The sequence below is a fragment of the Bradyrhizobium sp. WD16 genome (assembly GCF_024181725.1).
GTDB lineage: Bacteria > Pseudomonadota > Alphaproteobacteria > Rhizobiales > Xanthobacteraceae > Bradyrhizobium_A.
Window position 1 is genome coordinate 2,609,508 of sequence record NZ_CP028908.1, and the last position, 19,366, is coordinate 2,628,873.

The following is a 19,366-nucleotide window of genomic DNA, read 5'->3' on the forward strand; positions in this document are numbered from 1 at the left end:
GTCGCATGAATCTGCATCAGCCGCGGTCAAACGCCAAGCGCATCTTGTTGCCTGGACGATCTGCGATCTCAGGTCAGGAATGCCCGGAAGCGGCGCAGCGCGATGACGAAGAAGACCGATCCGATCACGGTCAGCGCCAGCATCTGCGGCCAGACCACGTCGAGGCCCGCGCCGCGAAACAGGATGGCCTGCGCCATGATGACGAAATGAGTGTTCGGCGCGGCGAGCATGATGTCCTGGATGAACTGCGGCATGCTCTCGCGCGGCGTCATCGCCCCGGACAGCGCCTGCAGCGGCAGCAGGATCATCACCAGCAGCATCCCGAATTGCGGCATCGATCCGGCCGATGTGGCCATCAGGATGCCCATGCTGGTGGTGGCGAAGAGCTGCAGGGCGGCGCCCAGCATGAACAGCATCACCGATCCGTCGATCCTCACGGCGAGGAGTCCCTGGACCACCAGCACGATCGACACCGCCGATGCGACCAGCACCACGAGACCCATCGACCACACCTTGCTCACCATGATCTCGAGCGGCGTCACCGGCATGACCAGCAGGTGCTCGACCGTCCCATGCTCGCGCTCGCGGATCAGCGCGGCGCCGGTCAGGATGATCGACAGCATGGTGATCGCGGTGATGACGTTGTTGATCGCCCCGAACCAGGTCTTGTCGAGCTCGGGATTGAACCGGGCGCGCAGGACGAGATCGACCGGCAGGGTCTGGACCGCGCGGTGGCGGGCCAGGAACTCGGTGATCTCGCTGGTCACGATCGACTGGACATAGCCGCCGCCGGTGAAGGCCTGGGACACCCGGGTGGCGTCGATGTTGAGCTGGATCGCCGGCGATCGCCCCGCCAGCAGATCGCGCTGAAAATCCGGCGGAATGTCGAGGGCAAAGGTGTCGAGCCCGGCATCCATGCGCCGGTCCATCTCCGACTGGGTGATCATGCGCGGCGGCGAAAAATATGGCTTGGCGAAGGCCATGTCGATTCGTGTCGAGATCTGGGACTGATCCTCGTCGACGATGGCGATGGCGGCCCGGTTCAGCGTCTCGGGCAGGGCGCGCGATTCGGTATAGACCGACAGCGTGAAGGCGTAGACGATGAGTGCGAGCAGCATCGTATCGCGCCTGAGCCCGCGCAATTCCTTGATGCCGAGCTGCAGCAGGTTGGTCCCGCGCATGATCATTTCGCCTGTTTCTTCAGGAGCAGGACGCCCATGGCCAGCAGCACCGGAATGCTGACGGCGAGCGGCAGGAGCGAACTCTGCAGCGCCACGAAGTCGAGGCCCTTGGAGAAGGTGCCGCGCGAGATCGTGACGAAATAGGTGGTCGGATAGATCGTGCCGATGAAGGCGCCTGCCCCCTGAAGCGAGGATACCGGATCGATCAGTCCGGAATACTGGATCGCGGGGATCAGGGTGATCAGCGTCGTCCCGAACAGTGCCGCGATCTGGCTCCTCATGAAGGAGGAGATCACCAGCCCCATGCAGGTGGTGGTCGAGACGTAGAGCAGCGCACCGACAAGGAACGTGGGGAAGCTGCCGGTGAAGGGCACCCGGAAGACGACCAGCGCGAAGGCGAGGAGGAGAAGAAAATTCATCATCGCCAGAACGATGTAGGGAAGCTGCTTGCCCAGCAGGAATTCGAGGCGGGTGACGGGGGTGACGTAGAAATTGACGATCGACCCGAGTTCCTTTTCGCGCACGACGCTGAGCGCCGCGAGCATCGCCGGAATCATCAGGAGCAGGATCGGAATGACCGCCGGCGCCATGGCGACGACGCTCTTGACGTTCGGATTGTAGCGATACCGGAGCTGAAGCTGGAAGGAGCCGGCAACCGCCGCGTCACCATAGAGTTCGCGCGCCTTCTGCGTCAGCCATTGGCTGTGCATGGCCTGGACGTAGCCCTTGATCGTTTCCGCCCGGATCGGCAGGGCGCCGTCGATCCATGCGCCGACTTCGACATGCCGGCCGCGGCTGACGTCGCGGCCGAAACCCGGGGGAATTTCGACGGCGAGGCTGATGTCGCCGCTGCGCATGCGCCGGTCGAGGTCGGCATAATCCGTGATCGGCGGCTTCTCCTTGAAGTAGCGAGAGCCGGCGATCTGCAGGACGTAGTCCCGGCTAATGGTGGTATCGTCGCGATCGAGCGCGGCGAATGTCAGGTCCTCGACGTCGAGACTGATGCCGTAGCCGAGCACGAACAGCAGAAGGACGCTGCCGAGCACGGCGAGGGTGGCGCGGATCGGGTCGCGGCGCAGTTCGAGCGCCTCTCGCCAGCAATAGGCGAGCAGGCGTCGAGGGGAGAAATACGACAGAGAGGAATCGGCTGCGCGTGCGGTCTGTGGCGGCCGCGGCGGCGGGGCGACCGCCCCCGGCTCGGGGTCGGCTGGCCGCGTTTGCCGGCTGCCGTCCCCCGCGCCCTCGATGGCGTCTTCGAGACAGGCGATGAAGGCCGCCTCCAGCGTCTCGACCTTGCGCCCGGCGACAATCGCGGCGGGGGCGTCGCTGATCAGGACCTTGCCGGCATGCATCAGCGAAATGCGGTCGCAGCGCTCCGCCTCATTCATGAAGTGGGTGGAGACGAAGATCGTGACGTTGTCCCGGCGCGAGAGTTCGGCGAGGATCTGCCAGAAGCGATCGCGCGCGACCGGATCGACGCCGGATGTCGGCTCGTCGAGAATGAGAATGTCCGGCGAATGGATCATCGCGACGGCGAGAGACAGTCGCTGTCGCAGGCCGAGCGGAAGATCGTCCGGATAGGCGTCGATCACGTCGCCGAGATCGAAGCGCTGCGTCATCTCCCTGATCCGCGGCGCGATGGTGTCGGCAGGCAGATCGAACAGCCGGGCATGAAGATCGAGGTTCTGGCCGACCGTCAGCTCGGAATAGAGCGAGAATCCCTGGGACATGTAGCCGATGCGGCGGCGGACGGCGATGTCGCCGGGATCGATTTCGCTGCCGAACAGCCGGGCTGTGCCGGAGCTCGACGGCAGCAGTCCGGTCAGCATCTTCATCGTCGTGGTCTTGCCGCAGCCGTTCGAACCGAGAAAGCCGAAGATCTCGCCGCGTTCGATGCGAAAGCTGACGTCATCGACGGCAGTGAAGTGATCGAAGCGCTTGGTCAGGTGCTCCGCCTCGATGGCGATGGTGTCTGCGCCGGCTGCGCCGCGCGGCGGGATCACCACCTCGACATGGTCCTTGCGCTCGTCTTCGGGGAGCAGTGCGATGAAAGCCGCATCGAGCGTCGCGGTGCCGGTGCGATGCAGGAGCTCCGCGGGTGTTCCGGTGGCGAGCACGCGGCCGGCGTCCATGGCGACCAGCCAGTCGAACCGCGCCGCTTCCTCCATATAGGCGGTCGAGACCAGAACGCTCATGCCGGCGCGCCGGGCGCGGATATCGTCGATCAATTCCCAGAACTGGCGCCGTGACAGCGGATCGACGCCGGTCGTCGGCTCGTCCAGGATCAGGAGCTCGGGATCGTGAATCAGCGCGCAGCACAGGCTCGCCTTCTGCTTCATGCCGCCGGAGAGCTGTCCCGCCGGACGATCGGCGAAAGGCGCAAGCCCGGTATCGCGCAGCAGCTCGGCGATCCGCCGCTTGCGTTCGGCCTTGTCATGTCCGAACAGCCGGCCGAAGAAGTCGATGTTCTCGAACACGGAGAGCGTCGGGTACAGGTTCTTGCCGAGGCCCTGCGGCATATAGGCGATCTGCGGGCAGGCGCGGCGGCGGTGGGCGGCATCGCCGATGTCGCCGCCCAATACCGTGATCCGGCCATCCTGAATGATGCGCGCGCCGGCGACCAGGGCGAGCAGGCTGGACTTGCCGACGCCGTCCGGCCCGATCAGGCCGACCATGCAGCCGGCCGGCAGATCGAGGGTGACGGCATCGAGGGCGCGGGTTGCGCCATAGGTCAGGCCGACCCCCTCGAGCCGCGCCACGACGGCTGCGGCTGAGCTGGCGGCCGAGGGGGCCGCGTTGCTCATCGCGTCAGCTTTTCCTGGAGATTGGCCGGCCACGGCGCGTTGGGATCGAGCCGGACATAGGCCATGCCGGGCAGCCCGGTCTTGACCTCTTCGATGTGCTGGTGGAGCAGCTCCGGCGGGATATGCGCCTTGACCCTGAACATCAGCTTCTGGCGCTCTTCCTCGGTCTCCACGGTCTTGGGCGTGAACTGCGCGACATCGGCGACAAAGGTCGCCTTGGCCGGGATGACGTATTGCGGCGCTGCGTCGAGCACCAGATGCACCTCGGCGCCGATGGCGACGCGACCGGCCTCTGCCGTCGGCAGGAAGAACGTCATGTAGACATCGCCGAGATCGACCATATTGAGAACGCGGCCACCGGCAGCAAGGACTTCGCCCGGCTGCGCGACCCGATACTGCACGCGGCCGTCGCGCGGTGCCTTGAGGGTGCTGTCGTTGATGTCGGCGGTGATGCTTTCGATCGCGGCGCGCGCCGCATCGATGGCTGCGCCGGCGTCGACCACCATGGCGCGGGCGGAACTGATCGCCGCCTCGGAAGCTGCGACCTGGGCCTGGGCTGCGGCGACCGCCGCCTTGGCCGTCGCCGCGGCCGAGCGGTCGTCGTCGAGCACCTGCTGCGACACTGCATTGGTCCTGATCAGCTGCTCGGAGCGCGTGAGCTTGCGGTTGGCTGAATCGAGCTGAGCCATGCGCTGGGCGACCACGGCGTCCGCCGCGGTCTTTTCCGCCATGCGCTGGGTGACGAGACTCTTGGTCGTATCGACGTTGATGGTGGCGCGCTGCAGTTGCGCCTCCGCCTGGCGGCGCTGGGCCTGGAGCTGCTCGGTGTCCATCCGCGCAAGGACCTGCCCGGCGGTGATGAAGTCGCCTTCATTGACCAGGATCTCGCGGATTCGGCCCGGAACCTTGGTGGCGATGTCGATCTCGATCGCCTCGATTCGCCCGTTGCCGCGGGCAAAGCCCGCTGGGAGAGCGTTGGCGTCGTGGTAACGCCAGTAATAGTAGCCGCCGGCACCGGCCAGCGCGACGACAGCGACAAGGAGCCAGCCCGATTTGATCTTCATCGATATCCCGTTGTTCCGTCCGACCGATGCAGCCGAGGGGCGGCTTTCATCTCGCAACGACAGCCGCAGTTCTCGTTGAAATTGATGACGACCTTAACGCAAGCCGCGTGACAGTTGTGATCGATACGATGGGTGCAAGAGTTTGAGCTTGATTCAGATCAGCACGCAGCAGTTGTGATTCTGCGCCATCAAGCGCGATGGGCGTGACCGGGTGATCAAGATTTCAGCAGGAGATGTCCGCGCCAGGCATAGCCGGGAATTGAAGCCGTGAGCACTGCTCGTCTTTTAGCCGGCTGTCGGGGGGCTGTGTCGCGGAAGACACATGATGGCCTGCGGGCGAGGATGGTGCAGCCTTCACCCAGGCTGCGGGCTGGTCGCCCCGACGAGCTGATCGCGGGCGTCACGCCAAGGCGGCGCCACTTCCGCTCCGATTCGATCGGAGCGGAAGTGGCGCCATGCGAGTTCGATCGATCGCTCCAGTCGCATCGTCACGGCGCCCGGGATCCGAGCAGCATCGCGCGTGCCAGCATGCCGCCGGAAAGGACCCGCGCCCTGAAGCCGTGCCTCGCCAGGATCCGGCCGGCGTAATAGGCGCGCTGGCCGGAGCGGCAGATGACAAGGATCTCCCGATTGCGCGGCAGCTCGCTCAGCCGCGTGCGGAGCTCGGCGAGCGGAATATTGATTGAACCGCCGACCGCCCCCGCGGCGACTTCGTCGGGCCGCCGCACGTCGAGCAGGAAGGCATCCAGCGTCTCCTGCCAATGAAAGATGGGCATGTCGCCGCGCAGGACATCGGCGGCCACCATGCCGGCGAAGTTGACCGGATCCTTGGCGCTGCCGAACTGCGGCGCGTAGCACAGCTCGGCCTCTTCCAGGTCGTAAACCGTGGCTTCCATCTGCAGGGCGACGGCGAGGGCGCTGATCCGCTTGTCGACCGCCGGGCCGTCCTCGCCGATCGCCTGGGCGCCGAGCAGCCGCCCGTCGGATTTCCGGAACAGGACCTTGAGCACCATCGTTTTGGCGTCCGGATAATAGCCGGCATGCGAATGCGGGAAGATGTAGACCTTCTCGACGTCGCCGTAGCCCTGGCGCTGCAGCGTCTTCTCGCTGGCGCCGGTCCACGCTGCGGCGCCGCCGAACAGGCCGATGATCGCGGTGCCCTGCGTGCCGCGATAGCGGGACTTGCGCCCGGCGATGGCGTCGGCCGCGATCCGTCCCTGGCGGTTGGCGGGTCCCGCCAATGCGACGAGGCTCCACTGCCCGGTGACGCAATCCCTGACCTCGACGGCGTCGCCGACGGCGAAGATGTTCGGATCGCTCGTCCGCATCTGGTCGTCGACGCGAATGCCGCCCCGCGCCCCGATCTCGAGCCTCGCCGAGCGGGCCAGCTGGACGTCGGGACGCACCCCGAGCGCGAGAATGACCAGATCGGCCTCGTAATCCTTGCCGGACTTGGTGCGAACTTCGAGTCCGCCGCCCTCGCGAGCGCTGAACGAGGCGACGCCGTCACCGAGAACCAGCCGGGCGCCGTGGCGCTTCAGATGCCCCTCGACGAGGCGGGCGAGCTCGCGATCGAGCGGTGCCAGTACCTGATCGAGCATTTCGATCAGCGTGACCTCGAAATCCAGATGCAGGAGATTCTCGACCATCTCCAGGCCGATGAAGCCGCCGCCGATGACCACCGCGCGGCGCGTCGGCTTGACGAAGCGCAGTCCGGTATCCTCGGCGGTTTCGGCGAGGACGTTCCTGCCTTGGGCGATCCATTCGCGGATGGCGCGGGCGTCGGGCACTGTCCTGACCTGGAAGATGCCGGGCAGGTCGATGCCGGCAATGGGCGGACGCAACGATGAGGCGCCCGGCGCCAGCACCAGCCGGTCGTAAGTCTCCGCCGTCGTCGCGCCGGTCGTCAGATCGCGGACCTGGACGGTCTTGTCCTTCGCGGACACCGCGATGACCTCGCAATTCGTCCGCACGTCGATGGCGAAATTGTCGAGGAAGCTCTGCTCGGTCGCGACCAGAAGGCTGGCCTCCTTCTCGATCACCCCCGCGACGTGATAGGGCAACCCGCAATTCGCATAGGACACATACGGGCCGCGCTCGAAGATGACGATCTCGGCCTTTTCGTCGAGCCTGCGCAGGCGCGCGGCGCAGGATGCGCCGCCGGCGACGCCGCCCACAATGATGACCTTCACCCGAATGCTCCTGCCGGTGCTGACATGGTTCCGGGCGATGCGCTCTCGCCCGTTCGGCGCCCTGGAACATAGGGGTAGAAGCGCGGCGCGCCTTGACCCAGATCAGTTGGGCCTGGATCAGCCGACCCGCTCAGAGGGCGGCGATGGCCGCGCTCAACTGCTCGCGCACTTCGGCGGCGAGGGCGGCGAGCGTCGGATTGTCGATCGCCTGCATCGAGGCAACCGGATCCACCGCTGCCACCTCGGTGCGGCCTTCGACCTGCTGCACGATCACGTTGCAGGGGAGCATGGTGCCGATCTTGTCCTCGGCCTGAAGCGCCCGGAACGCCATCTTCGGATTGCAGGCGCCGAGGATGATATAGGGGTGGAAATCGGCGCCGATCTTTTCCTTCAGGACCGCTTGAACGTCGATTCTGGTGAGGACGCCGAAGCCGTGGGACTTGAGGGCCGCGACCGTTTTCTCCACCGCCTGATCGAGCGGCACATCCAGGAATTTCGAAACGTAATAGGACATCGGCGGCTCCCCTGAGTTTCGTCTGTGCGGTCAGTTGACGTCAGGCCGGCGGCTGCCTCTCCAACTGTCCGGGAGCCGCCTGGAGCGCCCAATGCCAGCGGACAAACGTGTCCGCAGTGGGGCGTTCGCCGTCACATGGTTCGGACGATGCGTCCGCCATTCAAGGCCGGTCTGCGAGATAGCGTTCCATTTCTGGTCACGTTGCGGTCAGTCCGGCGGTTCGCGCCAGCGCGGCGACGTCGAGCGATCGCTCGAGCACATCGGCGATCTCGTCGAGCGCATCATCGACCACCCGGCCATGGTCTGTACCGGTCGACGGCGCGCCGAGCCTGCGCAGCATCGCGGCGCGCAGGTCGCCGGTTTCGAACAGGCCGTGGACATAGCAGCCCATGACACGGCCGCTGGCCGAGACGGCGCCATGCGGGCCTTCGCCATCGACCGTGAGAAACGGCCGCGCCAGGCCCTCCCCGGTGGTTTGGCCGAGATGCATCTCGTAGCCGCGGAAATCCTCGCCGCCCGGTCCTTGTCCACGCACCGGGCGCAGCACCTTGTCGTCCTCCAGAACGGTCTCGACGTCGAGAAGGCCGAGCCCCGCCGCTTCACCGGGAGGTCCTTCGATGCCGGTCGGGTCGGCGATGCGCCGGCCGAGCATCTGATAGCCGCCGCAGATGCCGAGCACGTAGCCGCCGCGCCGCATATGGGCCATCAGGTCGATGTCCCAGCCCTGGGCGCGCAGGAAAGCAAGATCGGCGAGGGTCGCCTTCGAGCCGGGCAGGGCGATGAGGTCGGCGTCGAGCGGCAAGGGCGTGCCCGGTGGAATGAAGCGCAGCTCGACCTCCGGCTCCTGTCGCAGGGGATCGAAATCGTCGAAATTGGCGATGCGCGGCAATCTCGGCACGGCGATCCTGATGCGGGCGTCCGGGCGCCGCGCCGCACTCTTCTGCAGCGCGACGGCGTCCTCCGCCGGCAGGCGCGCGGCGGCGGCCAGCCAGGGCACCAGGCCGAAATCGCGCCAGCCGGTTCGCTCGGCAATGATCCTGCGGCCGGCGTCGAACAGCGTGGGATCGCCGCGGAACTTGTTGATGATGAAGCCCTTCACCATTGCCGCGTCGTCGGCCTCGAGCACGGTCCTGGCGCCGACCACCGCGGCGATGACGTGGCCGCGATCGATGTCGCCGGTCAGCACCACCGGGACATTCGCCGCGCGGGCGAAGCCCATATTGGCGATATCGCCGGGGCGCAGGTTGAGTTCGGCCGGGCTGCCGGCGCCTTCCACCAGCACGAGATCGGCCTGGGCTCGAAGGGTGCGAAAGCTCTCGAGCACGATGTCGAGCAGCTCGGCCTTGCGCGCCTGATGTTCGCGGGCGTCGCGCGAACCGATGACGCGGCCGCGCACCACCAGCTGGGCGCCGCGCTCGCTCTGGGGCTTGAGCAGGACCGGATTCATGTCGACGGTCGGCGGCGTGCGGCAGGCCAGTGCCTGCAGCGCCTGGGCGCGGCCGATCTCGCCGCCCTCGGCGGTGACGGCGGCGTTGTTCGACATGTTCTGCGGCTTGAAGGGCCGCACGGTGAGGCCGCGATTGGCGAACAGTCGGCAAAGCCCGGCGACCAGCACCGACTTGCCGACATCGGAACCGCAGCCCTGCAGCATCAGCGCGGCCATGCCAGCCCTCCCGCCAGCAGCGCCGCCCACATCAGGCCGCAGGCCGCAAGGTAAAGCCGCAACCCGCGACGCAAGTCGGCGGTGCCGGGCGCGTGGCCGGAGCCGAAACGCGGGCGCTCGCAGGTGACGCCGTCATAGGCGGCCGGGCCGCCGAGCTGACAGGCCAGCGCGCCGGCCATGGCCGCTTCCGGCCAGCCGGCATTGGGCGAGGCATGGGCCGGCGCGTCGCGCAGCATCGTGCCGAAGCCGCGCCGGCCGACCGCGACGATCAGGAGCCCGGCGAGGCGCGCCGGCACGATGTTCATCAGATCGTCGGTGCGCGCGGCGGCCCAGCCGAAGGCGCGCCAGCGCGGCTCGAGATGGCCGATCAGGCTGTCGGCGGTGTTGACGGCCTTGTAGATGAAGAGGCCCGGCAGGCCGCCCAGCAACAGCCAGAAGGCCGGCGCGACGATGCCGTCGTTGAAGCTCTCGGCGAGGCTCTCCAGCGCCGCGCGCGCGACGTCCCCGCCCTGCATCGGTGCCGTGTCACGGCCGACAATCCGGCCGACCGCATTTCGTGCCGCGGCCAGATCGTCGGCCTGCAGGGCATTTGCGACATCGTCGACGTGGTCGAACAGGCTGCGCTGGGCGAGCCCGACAGAGGCGATCGCGGTGAAGAGGATCAGGCCGAGCGGATTGTGCGGCAATGCGCTCTGAAGCGCCAAGCCGGCGAGCGCCGCGGCACCGGCGACGACGACCACGGTCAGCGCGCCGAGAAGACGACGCATCGGGTCGGGCCATGCCGGCCGGTTGAGCAGGCGCTCGAGACGATCGATGGCGATCCCCAGCCAAGTCACCGGATGCGGCAGGCGCGCATGCAGCGCCGCCGGATAGCCGATCGCGGCCTCGACGGCGAGCGCCGCCAGCGTGAGGCCGGGCGGGGTCCAGAGCTGCGGCAGCAGGTCCATCATGGCGAGTCTAGAAGTCGATGCCGCGCTGGGCCTTGAAGCCCTGCTCGAAGGGATGCTTGACGAGGCCCATCTCGGTGACGCAATCGGCGATCGCGATCAGCTCGGGAGGCGCATCGCGTCCGGTGACGCAGACATGCTTGTCGGCGGGCCGTGCCTTGAGGCCGTCGAGCACCTTGTCGAGATCGAGATAAGCGTAGCGCAGCGCGATGTTCAGTTCGTCGAGAACGACCAGGGCGAGGCTTTGGTCGGCGATCATCTCCAGCGATGCCGCCCAAGCCGCCTCGGCGGCGGCGATGTCGCGGGTGCGGTCCTGGGTGTCCCAGGTGAAGCCTTCGCCCATCACCTTGTAGACCACCTGGTCGGGAAAGCGCGTGAAGAAGCGCCGCTCGCCGGTGATCCATTTGCCCTTGATGAACTGCACGACGCCGACGCGCTGGCCCCAGCCCAGCGCCCGCGCCACCATGCCGAACGCGGCGGTGGTCTTGCCCTTGCCGCTGCCGGTATTGACGATCAGAAGGCCGGCGCCGTCGCGCTTCTGCGTCATCATGGCATCGCGTTCGGCCTTCTGCGCCTTCTTCGCCGCCGCGTGCTGGGCATCGCTATCGGTCATCGGGGATCTCCAGGCAGGGCATCTTCCAGGCGCGCCCAGTCGCCGGCGGTGCCGGGCAGGCCGAACCTGACGAGATGCGGATCGTCGAACGGCCGGCAGAGGATGCCGGCGCGGGCGAGCCGCAGAAACACCGCATCGGCGTTCCCGGCGCGGGCGAGGCGGAAGAGATCGGTGCCGCCGATGATCTCGAGGCCGGCCGCGGCGAGCAGCTTGTCGAGCCGCCGCGCATTCGAGGCGAGGCGACGCCGCATCCGTCCGGTCCACGCCTGGTCGGCATAGGCGGCGAGGCCGGCCTTGAGCGTCGGCGTGGTGAGCGGCCATTCGCCGAACGCGTCGCGCACCCGCATGGCGAGATCGGGCGCGGCGACGACGAATCCGAGGCGCAGCGCCGGCAGGCCGTAGAACTTGCCGAACGAACGCAACACGATCAGCCGCCCGCCCGCCTGCGCCGCGATGCTGGCCTGCGGCGTCGCGTCGATAAAGGCTTCATCGACGATCATCCAGCCGTGCTGCGCGGCGGTCATCAGGTCCTGCGGCGCGATGAGGCGGCCGTCGGGATTGTTGGGATTGACGACGACCTGGGCCTCGGCGGCGGTGTCGCCGGTCACGATGCGCGCGCCGATCGTGGTCCAGGCGTCGCGGTGCCCGCCATAGCTCGGTTCGCGCAGGCGAACGGATCTGGCGCCGAGCAGGCGCGGCAACTGCCGCAGCGCCGCCTCGGTGCCGGGGGTCGCGGCGACCTTTGCCGGATCGGCGCCGAAGGCCGCCGCGGCAGCCCGTTCCAGCGCGGCGACGTCCTCGGGGTCCGGCAGGCGCGCCAGCTCCGCGCGTCCGATGCGCGGCGCCGGATAGGAATGCGGATTGATGCCGGTCGACAGATCGAGCCATGGCCGCGGCGCATCGGGAAACAGCGCTGCGGCCGCGGCGACGCGGCCGCCATGGCGACGGAAGATCGACAGATCGGGCGCGGCGGCGACGACGTGACGAGAGTCGCTGTCGTCGCGCCAGGCCGCATCGGGGGGGCGTTGCAGGCGGGCGCCGTTGGAGCGGGTCATCTATCAGCGCCTCATCACTGCGGCTTCGCTGCGGTGGCGGTCCTGCCAGCCGGCGCGCTCGAGCTCGGGCGTATCGCAGGCGTCATCGGGGTAACCGAGGCAGAAATAGCCGATCAGGGTCCAGTCGTCCGGCACCTCCAGGGTCGCCTTGGCTGCGAGCGGTTCGATGATCGACACCCAGCCCATGCCGATGCCCTCGGCGCGGGCGGCGAGCCACAGCAGACACACGGCGGCAACGGCGGAATAGCGCAGCATCTCCGGCATCGTGCGCCGGCCAAGGCCGTGGCCATCGGCGGTCGCCTCATCGGCGAACACGGCGACATGGCAGGGCGCCTCGCGCAGGCCCTCGAGCTTGAGCCTGGCATAGAGACTGCGGCGCTCGCCTTCGTAGCTGTCGAGGGCGTCGCGGTTGCAGTGACAGAAATTGGCGATAATGGCGTCGCGCCGCGCCGCATCCTCGACGAGGACGAAGCGCCACGGCTGGCACAGCCCGACCGAAGGCGCGAGGCAGGCCTCGCCGATCAGCCGGTCGATGAGGCCGGGCGGCAGCGGGTCGGAACGGAAGCGGCGGACGTCCCGTCGCCAGACGAACAGCTCGTGCAGGCGTTCGCGGAATTTGTCGTCGAACTGCGGTGCCTTCATCATCTAACCCTCCGTGGTCAGCGTGGGTCTGGCCGGGCGCCGTGCGCGCCACAATCCCATCGACGCCAGCCAGCAGGCGATGAAGACGGCGATGATCACGGCGCCGAGCGAATTGGACTGTTCGGCGAGTTCGGCGACCGCGGCGAGGGCGCCGCCGGCGCCGAGCTGGGAGACGAGGAGGCCGGCGGTCTCAACGCCGCCGATCAGAATGGCGATCAGCGCCGACACCAGCGTGATGATGCAGTTGTAGTAGAGCTTGCGGCGGGGATCGACGAAGGCCCATTGATAGACCCCGACCATCAGGACGCCGTCGCTGGCATCGACCAGGGTCATGCCGGCCGCGAACAGCACCGGAAACACCAGCGCGATCGCCAGCGAGGCGCCGCTCGAGGCATGGCTGGCCGAGAGGCCCATGACGCTGATTTCGGTCGCGGTCTCGAAGCCCAGGCCGAACAACAGGCCGAGCGGCATCATGTGCCAGCTGCTTCGGATCAGCCCGAACAGCGGCCGCAGGATCCGCGCCAGACCACCCGTGGGGATCGGCAGCGCCTCGATCGTCGGCTGCTCCTCGCCGGCACGCAGCCGGCGGAGCGCGCGCCACAGCCCGGGCAGGATGGCGAGATTGGTCGCGCCGATGGCGAAGAGGAAACCGGCGGAAACGAGGGTCGAGACCACCCCGCCGACGGTCTTGAGGCCTTCCACCTCCTGCAGCGCGCCGGCGGTGGCGGCCACCAGCAGCGAGGCGATGAAGACGATGCTCGAATGGCCGAGCGCGAAGAACAGGCCGACGCCGATCGGGCGCTGGCCTTCCTGCATCAGCTTGCGGGTGACGTTGTCGATGGCGGCGATGTGGTCGGGATCGATGGCGTGCTTCAAGCCGAAACCATAGGCGAGGGCGGCGGCGCCGAGCAGCAGCGGCTGGCCGTGGAACAAGGCGATCGCCCAGGCCCAGGCGACCAGATTGGCCGGGATCAGCACGGCATAGAGCGCATGCACCCGGCGCCGGAACGATAGCCGTGCAACGGCCTCAGGCATGCTGGCTCTCCCCGTCGGGTTGCGTGGCGATGGCGTGGAAGAAGGCGCCGGTGACGTGGCCGCGCCGTCCCCCGGCGGTGCCGAGATCGCGCCCCTGGGCGTCCCTCAAGGCGACCAGCGGCGCGTCGCGGCCTGCCTCGATGATCCGGGCATAATGGAATTCGTGGCCGCGCACCGTCGTGCCGCGCGCGCCGATCGGCGAATCCGCCAGCAGGACCGCGTGGCGGTAGCCGAGATTGAGCTTGCGCTTGGCAAAGGATGTCGAGTGACCGAGCAGTCCGGTCATGGCATGCGAAACGCCCTGCGCATCCTCCAGCCGCTCGCCGAGCACCATGTAGCCGCCGCATTCGCCGTGCACCGGCCGCGTCGTTGCGAAGCGCCGCAGCCCCTCGCCAAAGCGCGTCGCGGCGGCGATGGCGCCGGCATGAAGCTCGGGATAGCCGCCCGGCAGCCAGCAGACATCGCAGCTCTCCGGCGGCGGCTCGTCGGCCAGCGGCGCGAAGACGTCGATCTCGCAACCGGCGCGGCGCCAGTCCTGCAGATGATGCGGGTAGATGAAGCTGAAGGCCGCGTCGCGAGCGAGCGCGATGCGCTGGCCGGGCGGTGCCAGCACTGGTGCCGGGCCGGTGGGCTGCGGCGCGGCGAGCGGCCGCGCCAGGGCGGCCACGGCATCGAGATCGATATGCGCCTCGGCGACATCGGCGAGGCGCTCGAGCATGTCCTGCAGCGCGTGATGCTCGCTCGCCTGGACGAGACCGAGATGACGCTCGGGCAAGGCGAGGCGCTCGTCGCGCGGCACGCTGCCGAGCACCGGCAGGCCGATCTGCGTGATGGCGGAGGCGGCGCCGGTCTTGTGGCGCTCGCTTGCGAGGCGGTTGAGCAGCACGCCGGCGATCTCGACGCCGGGAGCGTGGCCGACAAAGCCGCGGGCGACGGCGGCCGCGGTCTGCGATTGGCCGGAGACGTCGAGGGTGAGCAGCACCGGCAGGCCGAGACCGGCGGCGAGATCGGCGCCGGCGCCCTGCCGTCCGGGCGCGGCCTCGGCGCCGTCGAACAGGCCCATGCTCGATTCGATGATCAGCAGTTCGGCGTCGCGCGCGGCCGCACCGGCCAGCTGCGCAAGCTGCGCCGGCGCCATCGCCCAGCTGTCGAGATTGAGGCTCGGCGCGCCGGTGGCGGCGGCGTGGAAGGCGGGATCGATGTAGTCGGGTCCGGACTTCGCCGCGCGGATGGCGACGCCGCGCCGCCGGAAGGCGGCGAGCATGGCGAGCGTCAGCGTCGTCTTGCCCGAGCCGGATCGCGGTGCGCCGATGATCAGGCCGCGTGCGGTCATGCGTCGTGCTCCGCGCAGGCGCCGGGCGCGAGCGCCTCGCGCGCCGCCACGACATCGCCGATGGCGACGATCGCGGGCGTGGTCAGCGCCGCCGCGGCGGCATCGTCGGCGATCGTCGCCAATGTCGAGATCAGGATCTGCTGGTCGGGGGTCGTTGCGGCGGCGATCACCGCCGCCGGCGTCTCCGGCGCGAGCCCGCCCGCCATCAGCGCGGCGGCAATGTGCGGCAGGCGTCGCACCGCCATGTACAGCACGATCGGCTGGCCGAGCCGCGCCATGGCCGCCCAGTCGGGCTCCGGCCGGTCGGGCGCCGGATGGCCGGTCGCCAGCACGACGGCATGGTTGATGCCGCGCAGGGTGGCCGGGATCTGCGCCGACAGCAGCGCGGTCAGGCCGGCCGTGACGCCGGCGAACACCCGGAACGGGACGCCGGCGGCCGCCAGCGCCAGGGCTTCCTCGCCGCCGCGGCCGAAGACGAAAGGATCGCCGCCTTTCAGCCGGATCACCCGCCGGCCGGCCTTCGCCAGCGCGATCAGCTTCTCGGTGATGTCGCGCTGCGCCGGCGAGGGCCGGCCGCCGCGTTTGCCGGCGAAAATGCGCTCGGCGCCGGCGGGGGCGAGATCGAGCACGCGCGGGTCGACGAGGGCGTCATGGACGACGACCTCCGCCTGCGCCAGGGCCCGCACCGCCTGCAGGGTCAGGAGCGATGGATCGCCCGGGCCGGCGCCGACCAGCCAGACTTCTCCCGGGGCGAGGCGTGGCCCGGCTTCGAGGATCGCCTTCAAGCTTTTATTCATCGCATCGGCTCGCCATGACAGCCCGCGCGGGCTGCGCTATCAACGCGGCCATGGCCAGCGAGCAGCCACTGCGCAGAGGTTGGACGACGGGCGCCTGCGCGACCGCCGCGGCCAAGGCCGCCTATGCCGGTCTTTTGACCGGCGTATTTCCCGATCCCGTCGAGATCGCGTTGCCCGCGGGGCAACGCGTCGCCTTCGCGCTGGCGGAAACCGCCGTCATGGGCAGTGCCGCGCGCGCCGGCGTGGTCAAGGATGCCGGCGACGATCCCGACGTCACCCACGGCGCGCTGGTCCGCGCTACCGTGCGCCGCGCCGCGGCGGGCTCCGGCATCACGTTCCGCGCCGGCGAAGGCGTCGGGACCGTGACCCGGCCCGGCCTGCCGGTGCCGCCGGGCGAACCCGCCATCAATCCGGTGCCGCGCCGGATGATCACCGCGGCGCTGCAGGAGGTCGCGACCACGGCCGGTGTCAGCGCCGACGTCGAGGTCGAGATCGCGATTCCCGGCGGTGAACGACTGGCGCAGCAGACGCTCAATCCGCGCCTCGGCATCGTCGGCGGACTGTCGATTCTCGGCACCACCGGCATCGTCGTGCCGTATTCCTGCGCGGCCTGGATCCACAGCATTCGCAGCGGCATCGAAGTGGCGCGCGCGGCGGGCCTCGGCCACGTTGCCGGGGCCACCGGGCGAACCTCGGAAGCCGCAGTGCGGGCGCTTTATGATCTGCCGGAGATTGCGCTGATCGACATGGGCGATTTCGTCGGCGGCATGCTGAAATATCTGCGCGTCCGCCCGGTGCGAAAGGTCAGCATCGCCGGCGGCGTCGCCAAGATCACCAAGCTGGCGCAGGGCCGGCTCGACCTCCACTCCAAGCGCGGCTCCGCCGATCTCGGCGCGCTGGCGCAGCTTGCCGGCGAGGCCGGCGGCAGCGCCGAGCTCGGCCAGCGCATCGCCAGGGCCAATACTGTTGCCGAGGCCTTCGCGGCCGCCAGGGCCGAAGGCGTCGCGCTGGGTGAACGCGCCGCGGCGCGCGCCCGTGCCGTCGCGCTGGACGCGCTGCACGGCGCGCCCGTCGATGTCGAGGTGCTGATCTTCGACCGCGAAGGCGCGCTGGTCGCGCGAGCGGGATTTTCCGGCGATGATCGCGGTCCCGATCACGTCGCCGCCTCCGGGCGAAATCGCCGCGCATAGCCCTTGGTGTAAAGCGCGCTGTCGCGGAAATCGGCGCTGCCCAGCGCCGGTCCGACCAGGATCAGCGCGGTGCGTTCCGCCGGTTCGGCTGCCATGGCGGCGGCGAGCTCGCCGAGGCTCGCCCTGACGATGCGCTCGTCGGGCCAGCTGGCGCGGACCACGACCGCAGCGGGGCAATCGCCGCCATAGAACGGCACGAGCCGCGCCACCACCTGCTCGAGGACGTGGATCGCGAGATGAATGGCGAGTGTCGCGCCGGTGGCGGCGAAGGCCTCGAGGGATTCGCTCTGCGGCATCTTCGAGGCGCGGCCGGAGACGCGGGTCAGCACCACGCTCTGGGCGACCTCCGGCACCGTCAGTTCGCGGCGGAGCGCCGCGGCGGCGGCGGCGAAGGCCGGCACGCCCGGGGTGAGCGTGTAGGGAATGCCGAGCTGGTCGAGCCGCCGCAGCTGCTCGGCCAGCGCGCTCCAGATCGACAGATCGCCGGAATGAAGCCGGACGACATCCTCGCCGGCGCGATGGGCGCGGAGAATTTCGGCCTCGATCTCGTCGAGCGTCAGCGGCGCGGTATCGACGATACGCGCGCCCTGCGGACAATAGCCGAGCAGTTCGGGCGGCACGATCGACCCGGCATAGAGGCAGACCGGACAGCGCCCGAGCAGGTCGCGCCCGCGCACCGTGATCAGGTCCGCGGCTCCCGGGCCGGCGCCGATGAAATGCACGGTCATGACGGGTCTCCTTGGGAAAGCGCGCAGGTGGCATGGGCCGAGGCGATGCGCGGCAGGGCGAGACGGGCCGCGCGGCCGGCGCCGGCAAGCGCCGCGGCCTCGGCGACCGAGCCGACGCCGGCGCGGGCCTGCGAGGCGCGCGAGGTGGTGACGCAGCCCGGGCCTGCGGTCTCGAGCTCGTCTTCCGAGACGGCGGTGATCGGCAGCGCGAGGATCTGCGATGCGTCCTGCAAGGCCGTGCTCCGCAGCTTCCAGATCGGCGCCGCGAGGCGCTCCGCGCGCAGCGCGGTCAGCGCCTCGGCGCGGCGCACGAGCGCGGCGAGCTCCCGCCCCTCGCACCGTGAATTGAAGCCCAGTCCGGCGACGATCATGGTTTCACCACGGCCCATTGGGTGACGGTGCGCGCCGGCTTGAAGCCCTGCAGCGATCCGATCGGCTCGAGGCGCTCGACGGACAGGCGTGTGAGCGTGCCGCCGAGTTCGGCCTGGGCGCGCGCCAGCACGATCTCGGTGTCGATGGTCACGGCATTGGCGACGAGGCGTCCACCCGGGCGCAGCGCGGCCCAGGCCGTCGGGATCATTTCGGGATCGCCGGCGCCGCCGCCGAGGAAGATGGCGTCGGGTGCCGGCAGTCCGCGCAGACCTTCCGGCGCCCTGCGGCCGAGGATCGCGAGTCCGGGAACCCCGAGCGCGCAGGCATTGCGCGCGGCGCTCGCGGCGCGGCCGGCATGGGGTTCGAGCATGATGGCGCGATTGTCCGGATGACGCAGCATCCATTCGATCGAGATCGAGCCCGAACCGCCGCCGACATCCCACAACCGCTCGCCGGCACGCGGCGCCAGCGCCGACAGCGTCATGGCGCGGATCTCGCGCTTGGTGAGCTGGCCGTCGTTCTCGAACAGCGTGTCGGGCAAGCCGCAGCTGAGCGGTATGATCTCGGCATCGGGACCGGCGAGCACTTCGATGCCGACGAGATTGAGCGGCTGGATCTCGGTCAGGACGAAGTCGGCGGCGATGGCCGCGCGGACGCGCTCATTCGGGCCGCCCAGGGCTTCGAGCACGGTCAGTCGTGACGGGCCGAAGCCGCGGCTGTCGAGATAGGCGGCGAGCGTCGCCGGCGTCGTGCCATCGGCGCTGAGCACCAGAATCCGCCGTCCCGGCTGCAGCAGCGGCGCGAGCGGCTCGATCGGACGCCCGCACAGGGACAGCAGCGCGGTGTCCTGCGCGCTCCAGCCGAGCCGCGCCCGCGCCAGCGCCGTGGCGGATGGCGCCGGCAGGCATATCCACTCGCCCGGCGCGATGTGGCGCGCCAGCAGCGAGCCCGCGCCATAGCAGAACGGATCGCCCGAGGTGAGCACCGCGACCGGCCGCCCGCGCCGTGCGAGGATCTCGGGGACGGCGTCGGACAAAGGTGTCGGCCAGGGCTTGCTTTCGCCAGCGATCAGGGCGGCGGCGAGCGAAAGATGGCGCGCGCCGCCGATGACGAGCTCGGCGTGGCGCAGCAGCGTGCGCGCGGTTTCGCCGAGGCCCTCGACACCGTCTTCGCCGATCCCCACAATGGCGAGCCATGGGGGGGCGAGCGCTGGGGGTTCGATCCCTGGGTTTTCGA

17 protein-coding genes are annotated in these 19,366 nt (G+C 69.3%); 1 reads left to right on the forward strand and 16 read right to left on the reverse strand.

Features of this window, described 5'->3' with window-relative positions:
* Positions 1-68: 68 nt before the first annotated feature.
* The 13 genes from DB459_RS12080 to cobA all read right to left on the reverse strand — a co-directional run bounded on the left by DB459_RS12080 (position 69) and on the right by cobA (position 15,840).
* A complete protein-coding gene (locus DB459_RS12080; protein WP_371926934.1) occupies positions 69-1,181 on the reverse strand; it encodes an ABC transporter permease in 1,113 nt (370 codons plus the stop codon).
* A 2-nt stretch (positions 1,182-1,183) separates the two neighbouring features.
* A complete protein-coding gene (gene rbbA, locus DB459_RS12085) occupies positions 1,184-3,985 on the reverse strand; it encodes a ribosome-associated ATPase/putative transporter RbbA (RefSeq protein ID WP_253713099.1) in 2,802 nt (933 codons plus the stop codon).
* Positions 3,982-5,049, reverse strand: a complete 1,068-nt coding sequence (locus DB459_RS12090; RefSeq protein ID WP_253713100.1) for an HlyD family secretion protein — start codon at positions 5,047-5,049, stop codon at positions 3,982-3,984. Before DB459_RS12090 ends, rbbA begins: the two co-directional genes overlap by 4 nt.
* A 488-nt stretch (positions 5,050-5,537) precedes the next feature.
* Entirely contained in the window at positions 5,538-7,241 is a 1,704-nt protein-coding gene (locus DB459_RS12095; RefSeq protein ID WP_253713101.1) for an FAD-dependent oxidoreductase, read from the reverse strand.
* 130 nt (positions 7,242-7,371) lie between these two features.
* Positions 7,372-7,755, reverse strand: coding sequence for a DUF302 domain-containing protein (locus tag DB459_RS12100; protein WP_253713102.1), 384 nt, complete (start codon positions 7,753-7,755; stop codon positions 7,372-7,374).
* A 196-nt stretch (positions 7,756-7,951) separates the two neighbouring features.
* On the reverse strand, positions 7,952-9,418 hold the full coding sequence (locus DB459_RS12105; protein ID WP_253713103.1) for a cobyric acid synthase: 1,467 nt from the start codon (positions 9,416-9,418) through the stop codon (positions 7,952-7,954).
* Positions 9,406-10,368, reverse strand: coding sequence for an adenosylcobinamide-phosphate synthase CbiB (gene cbiB / locus DB459_RS12110; protein ID WP_253713104.1), 963 nt, complete (start codon positions 10,366-10,368; stop codon positions 9,406-9,408). The genes DB459_RS12105 and cbiB overlap by 13 nt, the downstream gene beginning before the upstream one ends.
* 7 nt (positions 10,369-10,375) lie before the next feature.
* The gene (gene cobO, locus DB459_RS12115) at positions 10,376-10,978 is read right to left on the reverse strand and encodes a cob(I)yrinic acid a,c-diamide adenosyltransferase (RefSeq protein WP_253713105.1); all 603 of its coding nucleotides are present in this window, start codon (positions 10,976-10,978) and stop codon (positions 10,376-10,378) included.
* The gene (gene cobD, locus DB459_RS12120; protein ID WP_253713106.1) at positions 10,975-12,033 is read right to left on the reverse strand and encodes a threonine-phosphate decarboxylase CobD; all 1,059 of its coding nucleotides are present in this window, start codon (positions 12,031-12,033) and stop codon (positions 10,975-10,977) included. The genes cobO and cobD overlap by 4 nt, the downstream gene beginning before the upstream one ends.
* A 3-nt stretch (positions 12,034-12,036) precedes the next feature.
* Positions 12,037-12,678: a 5,6-dimethylbenzimidazole synthase gene (gene bluB, locus DB459_RS12125; RefSeq protein ID WP_253713107.1), complete on the reverse strand. Its 642-nt coding sequence runs from the start codon at positions 12,676-12,678 to the stop codon at positions 12,037-12,039.
* Positions 12,679-13,710: a HoxN/HupN/NixA family nickel/cobalt transporter gene (locus tag DB459_RS12130; RefSeq protein ID WP_253713108.1), complete on the reverse strand. Its 1,032-nt coding sequence runs from the start codon at positions 13,708-13,710 to the stop codon at positions 12,679-12,681. It abuts the gene before it with no gap.
* Positions 13,703-15,043: a cobyrinate a,c-diamide synthase gene (locus DB459_RS12135; protein ID WP_253713109.1), complete on the reverse strand. Its 1,341-nt coding sequence runs from the start codon at positions 15,041-15,043 to the stop codon at positions 13,703-13,705. The genes DB459_RS12130 and DB459_RS12135 overlap by 8 nt, the downstream gene beginning before the upstream one ends.
* Positions 15,040-15,840, reverse strand: a complete 801-nt coding sequence (gene cobA / locus DB459_RS12140; RefSeq protein WP_253713110.1) for a uroporphyrinogen-III C-methyltransferase — start codon at positions 15,838-15,840, stop codon at positions 15,040-15,042. Before cobA ends, DB459_RS12135 begins: the two co-directional genes overlap by 4 nt.
* Before the next feature lie 14 nt (positions 15,841-15,854).
* Here cobA and DB459_RS12145 point away from each other — a divergent pair, with 14 nt between their 5' ends.
* Positions 15,855-17,030, forward strand: coding sequence for a cobalt-precorrin-5B (C(1))-methyltransferase (locus DB459_RS12145; RefSeq protein ID WP_253713111.1), 1,176 nt, complete (start codon positions 15,855-15,857; stop codon positions 17,028-17,030).
* On the opposite strand, the gene cobM is transcribed toward DB459_RS12145, so the two are convergent.
* Genes cobM through cbiE form a run of 3 tightly spaced genes read right to left on the reverse strand, consistent with a single transcriptional unit; the run spans position 16,994 to position 19,313 of the window.
* Positions 16,994-17,758, reverse strand: coding sequence for a precorrin-4 C(11)-methyltransferase (cobM, locus tag DB459_RS12150; RefSeq protein WP_253713112.1), 765 nt, complete (start codon positions 17,756-17,758; stop codon positions 16,994-16,996). The two genes, DB459_RS12145 and cobM, sit on opposite strands and share 37 nt — an antisense overlap.
* Entirely contained in the window at positions 17,755-18,129 is a 375-nt protein-coding gene (locus DB459_RS12155) for a cobalamin biosynthesis protein (protein WP_253713113.1), read from the reverse strand. Before DB459_RS12155 ends, cobM begins: the two co-directional genes overlap by 4 nt.
* On the reverse strand, positions 18,126-19,313 hold the full coding sequence (gene cbiE, locus DB459_RS12160) for a precorrin-6y C5,15-methyltransferase (decarboxylating) subunit CbiE (RefSeq protein ID WP_253713114.1): 1,188 nt from the start codon (positions 19,311-19,313) through the stop codon (positions 18,126-18,128). Before cbiE ends, DB459_RS12155 begins: the two co-directional genes overlap by 4 nt.
* Positions 19,314-19,366: the final 53 nt, after the last annotated feature.